Source organism: Streptomyces sp. NPDC087428 (assembly GCF_044744085.1).
Classification (GTDB): Bacteria; Actinomycetota; Actinomycetes; order Streptomycetales; family Streptomycetaceae; genus Streptomyces.
In genome coordinates this window covers 137,646-150,418 of sequence record NZ_JBIUXR010000019.1, presented here as the reverse complement: position 1 = coordinate 150,418, position 12,773 = coordinate 137,646, and the positions used below count along the sequence as shown (strand labels likewise).

Annotated in this window: 14 protein-coding genes; 8 read left to right on the top strand and 6 right to left on the bottom strand. The window is 72.1% G+C overall.

The features are described 5' to 3' along the window. Nucleotides 1–9: 9 nt before the first annotated feature. Complete coding sequence (locus ACIO3R_RS33850; RefSeq protein ID WP_385037296.1) at nt 10–1,407, top strand: GntP family permease; 1,398 nt, start codon at nt 10–12, stop codon at nt 1,405–1,407. A 66-nt stretch (nt 1,408–1,473) separates the two neighbouring features. Here ACIO3R_RS33850 and ACIO3R_RS33845 read toward each other — a convergent pair whose 3' ends face one another. Continuing rightward, a complete protein-coding gene (locus ACIO3R_RS33845) occupies nt 1,474–2,163 on the bottom strand; it encodes a cytochrome b/b6 domain-containing protein (protein ID WP_402110853.1) in 690 nt (229 codons plus the stop codon). Next, nucleotides 2,105–2,869, bottom strand: a complete 765-nt coding sequence (locus ACIO3R_RS33840; RefSeq protein WP_385033575.1) for a molybdopterin-dependent oxidoreductase — start codon at nt 2,867–2,869, stop codon at nt 2,105–2,107. The genes ACIO3R_RS33845 and ACIO3R_RS33840 overlap by 59 nt, the downstream gene beginning before the upstream one ends. Before the next feature lie 110 nt (nt 2,870–2,979). Between ACIO3R_RS33840 and ACIO3R_RS33835 the strand changes: the two genes are divergently transcribed. Next, nucleotides 2,980–3,411: an ASCH domain-containing protein gene (locus tag ACIO3R_RS33835; RefSeq protein WP_385033572.1), complete on the top strand. Its 432-nt coding sequence runs from the start codon at nt 2,980–2,982 to the stop codon at nt 3,409–3,411. A 45-nt stretch (nt 3,412–3,456) separates the two neighbouring features. Here the strand turns inward: ACIO3R_RS33835 and ACIO3R_RS33830 are convergent, their stop codons facing one another. Beyond that, nucleotides 3,457–4,695 (bottom strand): aromatic acid exporter family protein, encoded by a 1,239-nt coding sequence (locus tag ACIO3R_RS33830; RefSeq protein WP_402110851.1) that lies wholly within the window; start codon nt 4,693–4,695, stop codon nt 3,457–3,459. Between the two features lie 93 nt (nt 4,696–4,788). Continuing rightward, nucleotides 4,789–6,444, bottom strand: a complete 1,656-nt coding sequence (locus ACIO3R_RS33825; RefSeq protein ID WP_402110849.1) for an FAD-binding dehydrogenase — start codon at nt 6,442–6,444, stop codon at nt 4,789–4,791. Between the two features lie 219 nt (nt 6,445–6,663). Between ACIO3R_RS33825 and ACIO3R_RS33820 the strand changes: the two genes are divergently transcribed. From ACIO3R_RS33820 to ACIO3R_RS33795, 6 genes are all read left to right on the top strand, one after another. Continuing rightward, nucleotides 6,664–7,557, top strand: coding sequence for a DMT family transporter (locus tag ACIO3R_RS33820; protein WP_385033564.1), 894 nt, complete (start codon nt 6,664–6,666; stop codon nt 7,555–7,557). Nucleotides 7,558–7,668: 111 nt separating this feature from the next. After that, nucleotides 7,669–8,298, top strand: coding sequence for a TetR/AcrR family transcriptional regulator (locus tag ACIO3R_RS33815; protein WP_402110847.1), 630 nt, complete (start codon nt 7,669–7,671; stop codon nt 8,296–8,298). A 28-nt stretch (nt 8,299–8,326) separates the two neighbouring features. Further along, nucleotides 8,327–9,100 (top strand): glucose 1-dehydrogenase, encoded by a 774-nt coding sequence (locus ACIO3R_RS33810; protein ID WP_385033559.1) that lies wholly within the window; start codon nt 8,327–8,329, stop codon nt 9,098–9,100. Nucleotides 9,101–9,133: 33 nt separating this feature from the next. Further along, entirely contained in the window at nt 9,134–9,646 is a 513-nt protein-coding gene (locus tag ACIO3R_RS33805) for an NUDIX domain-containing protein (protein WP_402110846.1), read from the top strand. 43 nt (nt 9,647–9,689) lie between these two features. Beyond that, the gene (locus ACIO3R_RS33800) at nt 9,690–10,085 is read left to right on the top strand and encodes a YidH family protein (RefSeq protein ID WP_385033556.1); all 396 of its coding nucleotides are present in this window, start codon (nt 9,690–9,692) and stop codon (nt 10,083–10,085) included. Continuing rightward, on the top strand, nt 10,082–10,393 hold the full coding sequence (locus tag ACIO3R_RS33795; protein WP_402110845.1) for a DUF202 domain-containing protein: 312 nt from the start codon (nt 10,082–10,084) through the stop codon (nt 10,391–10,393). The genes ACIO3R_RS33800 and ACIO3R_RS33795 overlap by 4 nt, the downstream gene beginning before the upstream one ends. Before the next feature lie 58 nt (nt 10,394–10,451). Here ACIO3R_RS33795 and ACIO3R_RS33790 read toward each other — a convergent pair whose 3' ends face one another. Both ACIO3R_RS33790 and ACIO3R_RS33785 read right to left on the bottom strand, forming a co-directional pair. Continuing rightward, entirely contained in the window at nt 10,452–11,387 is a 936-nt protein-coding gene (locus ACIO3R_RS33790) for an NADP-dependent oxidoreductase (RefSeq protein WP_402110844.1), read from the bottom strand. A gap of 74 nt (nt 11,388–11,461) precedes the next feature. Then, a complete protein-coding gene (locus ACIO3R_RS33785) occupies nt 11,462–12,751 on the bottom strand; it encodes a glucarate dehydratase family protein (protein ID WP_402110843.1) in 1,290 nt (429 codons plus the stop codon). Nucleotides 12,752–12,773 lie beyond the last annotated feature (22 nt).

Here is a 12,773-nt window from a genome sequence, read left to right as displayed (position 1 = left end):
ATCATCACCGTGACCAGTCTCAGCGTCGAGACGCTGGCAGCGGACGCCGTCGAACCGATCACCTCGGCCGGCAACGCGCAGTTGGGCATCGCCGTACTGGCGGGCATCGCCGTCATCGTCCTGCTCATCACCAAGTTCAAGATGCACGCGTTCCTCGCGCTGACCATCGGCTCGCTGGCGCTCGGTTCGTTCGCCGGCGCGGCGCCGGCCAAGACGATCGCGAGCTTCACCGCGGGCCTCGGCTCGACCGTCGCGGGCGTCGGTGTCCTGATCGCGCTCGGCGCGATCCTGGGCAAGCTCCTCGCGGACTCCGGCGGCGCGGACCAGATCGTCGACACCATCCTCGCGCGGGCGAGCGGGCGGGCCATGCCCTGGGCGATGGTCCTGATCGCCTCGATCATCGGCCTGCCGCTGTTCTTCGAGGTCGGGATCGTGCTGATGATCCCGGTGGTGCTGCTGGTCGCCAAGCGCGGCAACTACTCCCTGATGCGGATCGGGATCCCGGCGCTGGCCGGCCTCTCCGTGATGCACGGACTCATTCCCCCGCACCCCGGCCCGCTGGTCGCGATCGACGCGCTCGACGCCAACCTGGGCGTCACACTGGCCCTCGGAGTGCTGGTCGCGATCCCGACGGTGATCCTCGCCGGTCCGGTCTTCTCCCGCTACGCCGCCCGCTGGGTGGACATCAAGGCGCCGGAGAAGATGATCCCGCAGCGCCCGTCCGAGGACCTGGACCGCCGGCCCGGCTTCGGTGCCACACTGGCCACGATTCTGCTGCCCGTCGTCCTCATGCTGATCAAGGCACTGGTCGACATCGTGGTGGACGACCCCGAGCAGGGTGTCCAGCGGGTCACCGATGTGATCGGCTCCCCGCTGATCGCGCTCCTCGCCGCCGTCGTCGTCGGCATGTTCACGCTGGGCCGGGCGGCCGGATTCACCAGGGGCCGGCTCGCCACCACCGTCGAGAAGTCCCTCGCCCCGATCGCGGGCGTGCTGCTGATCGTGGGCGCGGGCGGCGGGTTCAAGCAGACCCTCATCGACGCAGGTGTCGGCCGGATGATCCTGGAGTTCTCCGAGAACTGGTCGATACCCGCCCTGCTGCTCGGCTGGCTGATCGCCGTGGGGATCCGGCTCGCGACCGGCTCCGCGACCGTGGCGACCATCTCGGCCGCCGGTCTGGTCGCCCCGCTGGCGGCCGACATGTCGACTTCGCACGCCGCGCTGCTGGTCCTCGCCGTCGGCGCGGGCTCGCTCTTCTTCAGCCATGTCAACGACGCCGGGTTCTGGCTGGTGAAGGAGTACTTCGGAATGGACGTCGGCCAGACGGTGAAGACCTGGTCGGTGATGGAGACCATCATCTCGGTGGTCTCGCTGGCCTTCATCCTGCTGCTGTCGCTGATCCTCTAGGGCCTTCGGCAGGGCTGATCCTCCAGGGCCTTCAGCAGGCCGGAGGACCGGTGGCCGGATCGTCGGTCACCGGTCCTCCGGCGGTTCGGCCGGGTCCGCGGGGATCCGCCACAGCGCGTGCTCGCGACGGGCCCACCGCCGCTCGACCGACCCGGTGCGCATACCGCGGCGGGCCTCCGGGTCGGCGTACGCCATCGCGATGTGGCCGCCCAGCACGATGCCGATCGCCAGCGCCAGCCAGTCGTGGACGAACGTGGCGCCGGTCCGCCACATCAGCGGGGCCGGCCCGGTGAACCACATCAGCAGCCCGGTGCCGGCCATCACCGGCACCGCGCCCGCGATCCAGGCCGCGTAGAGCTTCTGCCCGGCGTTGAACTTCCCGGCCGGCCGGGAGCCGGGCCGGTGGTCGCGGTGGCGCACGGCCCGCAGCCACGTCCGGTCGTGCGGTCCGAAACGGTTGAGCCGCGAGACGTCGCCCCGCACGGCCCGCGAGAACAGCCCCGCCAGCAGCGGTACGGGGATCAGCAGACCGGACCACTCGTGCACGGTGACCACCAGATGGCGGCGCCCGACGAGTTCGGCGAGCTGCGGCACGTACAGGCAGGCGGCCGTGGCCACGCAGAGCAGCGTCAGTGCCGCCGTGCCGCGGTGCACCAGGCGCACCGGCCGGCCGAACCGCGGTACCCGGCCGCGCGCCTCAGGTCGTGGGGGCGTCGTCACGGCCGTTGGACCGGCCGACCCAGGCGTCGACGTCATATCCGAGCTCCTCCCAGTAACCGGGGCGCACGGAGTCCGTGACGGTGATCCCGGAGAGCCACTTCGCCGACTTGTAGAAGTACATCGGGGCCACGTAGAGCCGGACCGGGCCGCCGTGGGAGTGGGACACCGGCCGGTCCTGCATGCGCAGTGCGACCAGTACGTCGGCGCGGCGGGCCTGGGCGAGGGTGAGGCTCTCGCTGTAGGTGCCGTCGAAACAGGTGAAGCGGATCGCCTTCGCCCCCGGCCGGACACCCGCCGCGTCCAGCAGCGCCGAGAGCCGTACGCCCTCGAACGGGGTCTCGGGCACCCGCCAGCCGGTCACGCACTGCACGTCGCGGACCATCCGGGTCTGCGGCAGCGCCTTCAGGGCGTCCAGGGTGTACGTGGCCGGGCGGTCGACCAGCCCGTCGACGGTCAGCCGGTAGTCGGCCGCGCCCTTCGACGGTACGGACGAGGCCACGGAGTAGTACCGGAAGCCGCCGCCGTTGGGCAGCAGCCCGGTCAGCCCGGTGGGGTCCTTGTCGGCGAGCGCGCCCAGCCCCGATTCCATGGTCCGTTGCAGGACCGGGGCGGCGACGAGCCCGGCGGCGCCGAGGCCGAGCATCGTCAGGACCAGGCGGCGGCCGACGGGGGCGCCGACCGCGTCGGGATCGGGGCCCGGCTCCGCCGGTTCGGGTCCGGCGCCGGGAGGGGGACTGTTCACTCCTCGATTCGAGCACTCCGGGGCGCCGGATGCCAGGGGCGGCGGCGGTCCGTCACCGGCCCGTCAGATTCTCCCGGCCACGGACGGACCGCGAGTGCCAGACTTGCGCCATGCCGAACCGTGAAGCCCTCAAGCCCTTCCTCCTGGTCTTCCCGGGACCGCTGCGCGATCAGCTGGTCGCCGCGGTGCTCGACGGGCGGAAGGTGTCGACCACCGGACTGCTGGCGGAGTACGAGACGGAGAAGGAGGAGCCGCCCCCGGTGGGTGAGCGGTCCGCCCTGATCGATTCGGACGGCCGGGAGATCGCGGTCCTGGAGGTCACGGAGGTACGGATCCTGCGCCTCGGGGACGTCGACCTCCAGCATGTGCTGGACGAGGGCGAGGGCGACACGTCGGTGGCGCGGTGGCGGGCCGGCCACGAGCGGTTCTGGCACAGCGACGAGATGCGGGAGGGGCTCGGCGACCCTGAGTTCACGGTCGACGACGACACCCTGGTCGTCGCCGAACGCTTCCGGGTCGTGGAGCTGATCGGCCCGGCCTGAGCGGGAGGACGGGGCGGCGGGCAGCGCGGCGGGGCCGCGCGGCCCTCACCTTCCGCCCGCGGCGGCCTGCGCCTGGTTCGCGCGCCGGACGAGGTCCAGCCGCCGCCTGAGCGCGAGCAGGCGGGGATGGCGCTCGTGCATCTCCCCCGAGCGGCGGTCGAGCTCCTTGCCGAGGCGCTCCGTGCGCTTCTCGATGTCGAGCTCGTCCAGAATGCGATCGACCTCGGCGAGCAGCGCTCCGTGCAGCTGCCATTTCCTGGGGTGGTCCTGGACCGCCGCCAGCAGCAGGTCCGCCACCCGGTCCCGGGTCGTGCGGCTGACCGTGAGCGCGTCGGCCAGCCGTGCCTCCGCGCCTTCGGCGCTCGCGGCGACCGGGGTGGTGATCAGCATCGAGAAACTCTCGACGGCGTCCGCCAGTTGCCCGAACAGTTCCGTGAGCCCGGAGGCCACATCGCCGGGGAAGAGGGGTTCGTCGACCCGGTCCTTGGCCAGGTCGGTCAGCGTCCTGGCCAGCACCCGGAGCACCACCGCGCAGATCTCCAGGGTGTCCAGACCGGTGCGGAGCACGACGCGGTAGAGCAGCCCCTGCCGGACCCGGGGGTTGAGCATGAGGCTCTCCTCGGCCTGTCGCAGCGAGGCGTCCACGGCCACGATGTCGTGGTCGATGCGGCGGGCCCGGTGCAGCCGCTCGGCCGCCTGTCCGACGGTGACCCGGCCGCCCAGGTCGCCGCCCAGGTCACGGAGCATCTCGCCCATCTCCCGGGCGAGGCCGTCGATCGACGCCCCCGCCGACTGGACCCACACGGGCGGGGCGAAGAGCAGGTTGAACAGCAGCCCCACACCCGCGCCGATCAGCGTTTCGAACACGCGCTCCCAGGCGGTGTCGGCGACCTGCGCGACACCGAGCACCAGCATGGCGCTGATCGCCACCTCGGGGACGAACTCGTTCACCCGGACCAGCCGGCCGATGATCAGTGAGGTGAAGATCGTCAGCCCGAGGCTCCACCAGGTCAGCCCGACCAGGGAGCTGAATCCGCTCGCGATGAGCACCCCGACGACCACGGCGTTCACCCGCCGGATCCCGGTGGTGAGCGTGGCGTACAGGGTGACCTGGACGACGAGCAGCGCGGTGAGCGGAGCGGTCAGGGGGGCGGGCTGGGACAGCGTCGACGTCGCCACGACATAGGCGATCACCGCGGCACCCGTGGAACGCAGGGTCTGGACGCGCACGGACTCGGTGGTGCGCCGGACGAGGTTGATCACGGGTTCGGCTACTCCTGGCATCTCCTTCCTCTGCCCGCATCCGGTGCCCCCGTACGGTTTCCGGCGCCGAACCCCACCGGACGGACGCGTGATCCCCGCCCGTGATCGATGCGGCTATCCGACCGCTTCCGCCGCGGCCCGGCCCGCCGCCCGGCCGGAGAAGATGCAGCCGCCGAGGAACGTGCCCTCCAGCGAGCGGTAGCCGTGCACCCCGCCGCCGCCGAAACCGGCCGCCTCGCCGGCCGCGTACACCCCGGCCAGCGGGGTGCCGTCGGCGGTGAGCACCCGGGAGGACAGATCCGTCTCCAGGCCGCCGAGCGACTTGCGGGTCAGGATGTTCAGCCGGACGGCAATCAGCGGCCCGGCCTTGGGGTCGAGGATGCGGTGCGGTGCGGCCGTCCGGATCAGCTTGTCGCCCAGGTAGGTGCGGGCGCCCCGGATCGCGGTGATCTGGAGGTCCTTGGTGAAGGGGTTGGCGATCTCGCGGTCGCGGGCGGTGATCTCGCGGCGCAGTCCGGCCTCGTCGATGAGTGAGTCACCGGTGAGCGCGTTCATGCCGCGGACCAGCGCGCCGAGGTCGTTCTCGACGACGAAGTCCGCCCCGTTGTCCATGAACGCCTTCACCGGAGCGGGTACGTCCGCGCGTGCCCGGCCGATCACGCCGCGGACGGACTTGCCGGTCAGGTCGGGGTTCTGCTCGGAGCCGGAGAGCGCGAACTCCTTGCCGATGATCCTCTGGTCGAGCACGAACCAGGTGTAACCGTGGCCGCTGCGCATGATGTGGTCGAGGGTGCCGAGCGTGTCGAAGCCGGGGAAGAGCGGGACGGGCAGCCGCTTGCCGCGGGCGTCCAGCCAGAGCGAGGACGGTCCTGGCAGGATGCGGATGCCGTGCCTGGCCCAGATCGGGTTCCAGTTCTCGATGCCCTCGGTGTAGTGCCACATCCGGTCGCGGTTGATGTGGTGGGCGCCCGCCTCCTCCGTGATGCCGAGCATCAGCCCGTCCACATGGGCGGGGACGCCGGAGAGCATCTTGGCGGGCGGGGTGCCGAGCCGCTCCGGCCACTGCGCGCGCACGAGGTCGTGGTTGCCGCCGATGCCGCCGGAGGTGACGATCACCGCCTGGGCCCTCAGCTCGAAGTCGCCGGCCGTCTCCCGGCTGCTCGCGGTCCCGCGGGCCGCGCCGCTCGGCTCCAGGATCTCGCCGCTCACGGTGTCGACGGTGCCCCCGGTGCGGCCGAGAGCGGTGACCCGGTGGCGGAAGCGGAAGGTGACGAGGCCCTTGGCGACGCCCTCGCGCACCCGGCGCTCGAACGGGGCGACGATACCGGGGCCGGTGCCCCAGGTGATGTGGAAGCGGGGGACGGAGTTGCCGTGGCCGTTCGCGTCGTAGCCGCCGCGCTCGGCCCAGCCGACGACGGGGAAGAACCGCACTCCCCGCTCGTGCAGCCAGGAGCGCTTCTCACCGGCGGCGAAGTCGACGTAGGCCTCGGCCCACTTCGCCGGCCAGTGGTCCTCCTCGCGGTCGAAGCCCGCCGTGCCCAGCCAGTCCTGGAGGGCCAGCTCGTGGCTGTCCTTGATCCGCATCCGGCGCTGTTCGGGCGAGTCGACCAGGAAGAGGCCGCCGAAGGACCAGTGCGCCTGGCCGCCGAGCGACTGCTCGGGCTCCTGGTCGAGCAGGATCACCGAGCGGCCCGCGTCGACCAGCTCGGCCGTGGCGACCAGCCCGGCCAGTCCTGCCCCGATCACGATCACATCAGCGTCGTACGCCATGGGTTCCATCCTTGTCGGGGCGGTCCGGACCGGGTCCGGCGGAAGGACCGCACATCACCCGTGCGGCGCCTCCCGAAGTTACTGGTGCGTCAGATCTTCGGTACCGGCCGCCCCGGCGTCAACCGCCCGGTCGGCGGCACTCCGGCCGCACCCCTGGCATCCAGGCGCTATCGTCGAAAACAATTCACTCTCTTCCGGCCTGACTTGGGGTAGAGAAGCGTGTCGGTGCTGGTTCTCGTACTCGCCGTGGGCGCGGCCTGCTGTCTGGGGTTCGGCTTCGTGCTGCAGCAGGCCGCCGCCCGCCACGCCCCCAAGAGCGACTACCTGTCGTTCCGGCTGCTGCTGGACCTGATGCGGGTGCGGAGCTGGCTGGCCGGTATCGGTCTGATGGTCTGCGGCATGGTGCTGGGCGCGCTGGCCCTGGGCAAGGGCGAGGTCTCCGTCGTCGAGCCGCTCCTGGCCACCAATCTGCTCTTCGCGATGACCCTGTCCCGCCACCGCACCGGCCAGCGGCTGGGCCGGCAGGGCTGGGCCGGGCTCTGGCTGCTGGCGTGCGGGGTCGCGGCGTTCCTGGTGGCGGGCGAGCCCAAGGGCGGCACGGCGGTGTCGAGCCCGTTGCGGCACTGGCTGGTCATCGGCGTGGTGGCGGGCATCGCCCTGGCGCTCACCATGTTCGCCGCGCGCTCGCGGGCGACGGCGGCCCCGGCGCTCCTCGCGGTGGCGGCCGGACTGCTCTACGGGCTCCAGGACGCCCTGACCAGGGTCAGCGGCCAGCTCATCGGGGACAACGGCTGGGCGGCACTGGTGATGAACTGGCAGCCGTACGCAGTGCTGGTGCTGGGGGTGACCGGGCTGCTCCTGGTGCAGAGCGCGTTCGAGACCGGTCCGCTGCGGATGTCGCTGCCCGCGCTGACCGCGGCCCAGCCGCTGGCCGGGATCGCCTGCGGCATCGGGTTCCTCGGCGACCAGGTGCGCACCGACACCGGCGCACTGGCCTGGCAGGCGGCCGGGCTCGCGGCGATCGTGGTCGGGATCGTGCTGCTGGGGCTGCATCCGGCGATGCCGGAGGGGCCGGTGGGCGGGCGGCGCGCCAAGACCCTCGAACCGCGCTGAGGCGCCCGCACAGGCGAGTGTCCTCTTTCTCACAGGTGGCCGGCCGGTTTCTCACAGGTGGCCGGCCGGTCCGCCCTGGCAATTAATAATGGCCAGTATTACAGTGTCGGTATGGCGAGAACGTCAGGACAAGAGACCAGGGACAAGCTGATCCGCGCGGCCGAGGAGATCTTCGCCTCGCAGGGCACGGACGGCGCCCAGCTGCGGGACATCGTCCGGCTGGCGGGCCAGAGCAATCCGTCGGCGGTCCAGTACCACTTCGGCTCCCGTGCCGGGCTGCTCGACGCCGTAATGGCCGGGCGCCAGGCCCGTACCGAACAGGTGGTGGCACCGCTGCTCGACGCGCTCCCCGCCGACTGCGGCGTACGGGAGCTCCTCACCGCGCTGGTGACGGCGGAGGCGAGCCTGCTCGCCGACGACCGGGGCCGGCGCTGTCTGCGGATCTCGGCCCAGCTGAGCCACGAGACCGGTCTGCGGACCGGTCCGCTGCACCCGGCCCTGGACGGCACCGCCTACGGCCGGCTGATCGGCCGGATCGGGGACCGCCTGGACGCCCTGCCGGAGCCGGTACGCCTGGAGCGTCTCGATCTGGCGCTCACCCTGATCGGCGCGGCGATGGCGGACCGCGCCCGCCAGGGGCTCGACGGCACGGAGCCGCTGACCGGCCAGGGTCTCTTCCTCGCCGATCTCGTCGGCACCACCACCGCGTTCCTGCACGCCCCCGCGCCGCACAGCGCGTGAACCACCCGCACCACATGAAGGACATGTCATGACCGACAAGAACAACCTCAGTGACCGGACCGTCGTCATCACCGGCGCCGCCCGCGGCCTCGGTGCCGAGGCCGCGCGCCTCGCCGTGGCCGGCGGGGCGAACGTCGTGATCACCGACGTCCTGGACGAGGAGGGCGCGGCCACCGCGGCAGCGCTCGGCCCGAAGGCCCGCTTCCACCACCACGACGTGACCTCGGAGGACGACTGGAGCCGCGTGGCGGAGTTCGCCCTCGCCGAGTTCGGACGGATCGACGGCCTGGTCAACAACGCCGGCGTCTCCACCGGACAGCCGCTGGAGACCGAAACCGTCGAGCACTTCCGCAAGGTCATCGACATCAACCTGACGGCCGTCTTCATCGGCATGAAGACGGTGATCCCGCTGATGAAGGAGAACGGCGGCGGCTCGATCGTCAACATCTCCTCGGCCGCCGGACTGATGGGCCTGGCCCTGACCTCCAGCTACGGCGCGTCGAAGTGGGGCGTGCGGGGGCTGACGAAGGTCGGCGCGGTGGAGCTCGGCACGGCGAAGGTGCGGGTGAACTCGGTGCACCCCGGCATGGTCTACACGCCGATGACCGCCTCCGTCGGCATCCAGCAGGGCGACGGCAACTACCCCAACACCCCGATGGGCCGGGTCGGCGAGGCCGGCGAGATCGCCGAGGCCGTCGTCTTCCTGCTCTCGGACGCCGCCTCCTACCTCACCGGCGCCGAACTCGCCGTGGACGGCGGCTGGACCGCGGGACCGACCGTCAAGTACGTCATGGGGCAGTGATCCCTCCCGCGGGCCTGCTGTTGGATGAGGTGCATGACACCTTCTGACGAGATCCTGGACATCGTCGACGAGAACGACGAGGTGGTCGGGCAGGCCGCGCGCGGCGAGGCCACCGCGCGCGGCCTGCGCCACCGCTGCGTGTTCATCGAGGCCAGGGACGCCGACGGCCGGATCTTCGTGCACCGCAGGACCGCCACCAAGCTGGTCTTCCCCTCCCACTACGACATGTTCGTCGGCGGGGTGGTCGGCGCGGGCGAGACCTACGACGAGGCGGCCCTGCGGGAGGCCGAGGAGGAGCTGGGCGTCACGGGGCTCCCCCGCCCCGAGCCGCTCTTCAAGTTCCTCTACGAGAGCGACCGGCACAGCTGGTGGTCGTACGTCTACCGGGTGCGGTGCGAGCTGCCGGTGAGGCCGCAGGCGGAAGAGGTCGCCTGGCACACCTTCCTCGACGACGCGGAGCTGGCGGAGCGGCTGGACGACTGGCCGTGGGTGCCGGACGGGCTGGAGGGCTACCGGCGGCTGAAGGCCTTCCGTGCGGCGTCCTGAACCGGCCCGCACCACGTACCGAAGCGGCAGATAAGGTCCGGACGTGAACGAATTCGTACAGAGCCTGCGGCTGTGGTTCGCGCCGCAGCGGATCCGCGAAGAGGGCGACACCCCCGACTACCGCTTCTCGCTCGCCAACGAGCGGACCTTTCTCGCCTGGATCCGGACGGCTCTCGCGCTGATCGGCGGCGGATTCGCGGTCGATCAGTTCCTGCCGGGGCTCTCCTGGGGAATCCGGGCCGGTCTCGCGCTGGCGCTGCTCGCGGCCGGTGTGCTGTGTGCCCTGCGGGCGGTCAACCACTGGGTGCGCTGCGAGCGGGCCATGCGGCGGGGCGAGGACCTGCCGGTGTCCCGGTTCCCGACGCTGCTGGGTCTCGCGGTCGCCGTCGTCGCCGTCGCGATGGTGGTGGTGGTCCTCTTCGGCTGGGAGGGGCGGTGAGCGCCGCCGAGCGCGATCCCGGCCTGCAGCCGGAGCGGACCAGGCTGGCCTGGCGCCGCACCACGCTCTCCTGCACGGTGGTGGCGCTGCTGGCGGGCAGGCAGGCGTTGCACGGCGGGGCGGGTCCGGCCGGGATCGTCGCCCTGTCGCTGAGCGTGCTCGCCTGGCTGGGCTTCCTGCGGGTGGCGAACCGCCGGGTGCAGGGCATGGGCACCGCCCGTCCGCGCCGGCTCGGGGCGCGCGAGGCCATGACGGCGACGGCGTGCACCATCGCGCTGGCCGTGTTCGCGGCGGCCATGCTCTTCTGAGGGGCTGCTCGTGCGGGGCCTCGGAGAGCCCCCGGTGAGGCCCCGGCGGCCGGTCCCGTCAGCCGTCCCAGTCCACGGTGACGACGATCTTGCCGCGGGTGCGCCCCCGCTCGTTGAGCCGGTGCGCCTCCGCGGCCTCCGCCAGCGGGAGGACCCGGTCGACGTGGACCGTGACGATGCCCCGCTCGGCCAGTTCCGCCAGGTGCGCGAGGTCCTTGGCGTCGGGCCGCACGAAGGCGTACTTGCCGCCGTACGAGAAGACCTCGGCGTCCGTGATCGAGGTCAGCCGCCCGTCCGGTGCGAGCGTCTGCGCGGACACCCGCAGGGCCTCCCCGCCCACGGTGTCGAAGGCGGCGTCGATCCCGTCCGGGGCCAGGGCCCGCAGCCGGTCGGCGAGCCCGTCCCCGTACTCCACCGGTTCCGCGCCGAGCTGCCGCAGATGGTCGTGGTTGTGGGCGCTCGCGGTCCCGATGACCCGGCAGCCCGCGTGGCGGGCGAGCTGGACGGCCAGCGAGCCGACACCGCCCGCCGCCGCGTGGACGAGGACCGTGTCACCGTCGCGGATCCGCAGGGACCGGTGGAGCACCTGGTACGCGGTGAGGCCGGCCAGCGGCAGTCCCGCGGCCTCCTCGAAGCTCAGGCTCAGCGGCTTGCGGGCCAGGGTGCGCACCGGGGCGGCGACGTACTCGGCGAACGTGCCGCGGCTGAGGAAGTCCTCCCGCACGTACCCGATGACCTCGTCGCCCACCGCGAACTCCTCGACCGCGACACCGGGCTGCACCACCACCCCGGACACGTCCCAGCCGGGGATCACCGGGAACACGGCTTCCAGGGAGCTGTCGAGCAGTCCCTCGCGGGCCTTCCGGTCGACCGGGTTGACCGCCGCGGCCCGCACCTTCACCAGGACGGTGTCGGGGCCCACCTTGGGATCGGGCCGCTCGCCGTACTCCATGACGTCGGCCCCGCCGTACGCGCTGTAGCTGATCGCCTTCATCCTTCGACCATCCGCGCGGGCCGGGAGCGGCGCAACTCATGCCGCGGCGGCCCCGCCCGCCCGGCGCGCGGCTCTCACCAGCGCGGGATCGACGGCGTCCGCCACCGCGGCTCGGCCTTGCGCATCGCGGCGGCGTCGTCGCGTTCGCGCATCGTGCCGTCGTCGTCGAGCCAGCGGCGGTGCAGGACGGCCAGGCGCTCCCGGTCGAGCTCGACCCCGAGACCCGGCGCGTCGGAGACGGTGAGCCGGCCGTCCTCGAAGACATGGCGGGTGGTGATCACGTCCTCGGTCTGCCAGGGGTAGTGGCTGTCGCAGGCGTAGTCGAGGTTGGGGACGGTGGCCGCGACCTGCGTCATCGCGGCGAGGCTGATCCCGAGGTGGGTGTTGGAGTGCATGGAGAGCCCGACGCCGAAGGTGCGGCAGATCCCGGCCAGTTCACGGGTGCGGTGCAGCCCGCCCCAGTAGTGGTGGTCGGAGAGGATGACCTGGACGGCGTCCCTGGCGAAGGCCTCGGGGACCTCGGCGAGCGTGGTGACGCACATGTTGGTGGCCAGCGGTACGTCGGTGCCGGCCGCGACGGCGGCCATCAGCTCCGTGCCGCTCGCCGGGTCCTCCAGGTATTCGAGTACGCCCTTGAGCTGCTCGGCGACGTACAGCGAGGTCTCGACGGACCAGGCGCCGTTGGGGTCGAGGCGCAGCGGCCGGCCCGGGAACGCCTCGGCCAGCGCGCGGACCGCGGCGATCTCCTCGTCGGGCGGGAAGACGCCGCCCTTCAGCTTGAAGGAGGAGAAGCCGTAGTCGCGGGCGAAGCGCCGCGCCTGGGCGACGACGCCGGCCGGGTCGACCGCCGCTCCCCAGTCGTCCCGCTCGCCGCCCTCGGGGTGCTCCGCCCAGCGGTAAAAAAGATAGGCGCTGTACTCGACGGTGTCGCGGACCTTGCCGCCGAGCAGTGCGTGCACGGGCAGGCCGAGGGACTTGCCCAGCGCGTCCAGGCAGGCCACCTCGAAGCCGGACACCACCGAGAGCCGCAGCTTGTCCGCGGTCTGGACGCCGCGCAGCCCGCCCGCGTCGACCCGCTCGTCGGCGGCGCGTGAGTCCGCGCACACCTCGTCGGCGAGGGCGAAGAGGCCGTTCAGATCGCTGACCGGGCGCCCGACCAGGGCAGTGGCGAGCGGCTCCGCCAGTTCGAGGTACTTGCCGTCGCCGTACGTCTCCCCGATCCCGGTCACTCCGCCGCGTGTGACGACCTCCACGACGAGGCGCGGGGTGTACGGCTGGTGGACGCCCTGGGTGTTGAGGAGCGGCGGGTCGGCAATGAGGATCGGGGTCAGCCGGACTGCGTCGATCAACCATGCTGTATTCATACGTGAACTCTATTCAGAGATA

Excerpts from the sequence above, each read along its gene's own strand:
- ACIO3R_RS33845 (WP_402110853.1), bottom strand. The coding sequence starts at position 2,163 with ATGACGTCGACGCCTGGGTCGGCCGGTCCAACGGCCGTGACGACGCCC.
- ACIO3R_RS33835 (WP_385033572.1), top strand. The coding sequence starts at position 2,980 with ATGCCGAACCGTGAAGCCCTCAAGCCCTTCCTCCTGGTCTTCCCGGGA.
- ACIO3R_RS33830 (WP_402110851.1), bottom strand. The coding sequence starts at position 4,695 with ATGCCAGGAGTAGCCGAACCCGTGATCAACCTCGTCCGGCGCACCACC.
- ACIO3R_RS33825 (WP_402110849.1), bottom strand. The coding sequence starts at position 6,444 with ATGGCGTACGACGCTGATGTGATCGTGATCGGGGCAGGACTGGCCGGG.
- ACIO3R_RS33815 (WP_402110847.1), top strand. The coding sequence starts at position 7,669 with ATGGCGAGAACGTCAGGACAAGAGACCAGGGACAAGCTGATCCGCGCG.
- ACIO3R_RS33810 (WP_385033559.1), top strand. The coding sequence starts at position 8,327 with ATGACCGACAAGAACAACCTCAGTGACCGGACCGTCGTCATCACCGGC.
- ACIO3R_RS33805 (WP_402110846.1), top strand. The coding sequence starts at position 9,134 with ATGACACCTTCTGACGAGATCCTGGACATCGTCGACGAGAACGACGAG.
- ACIO3R_RS33790 (WP_402110844.1), bottom strand. The coding sequence starts at position 11,387 with ATGAAGGCGATCAGCTACAGCGCGTACGGCGGGGCCGACGTCATGGAG.
- ACIO3R_RS33785 (WP_402110843.1), bottom strand. The coding sequence starts at position 12,751 with ATGAATACAGCATGGTTGATCGACGCAGTCCGGCTGACCCCGATCCTC.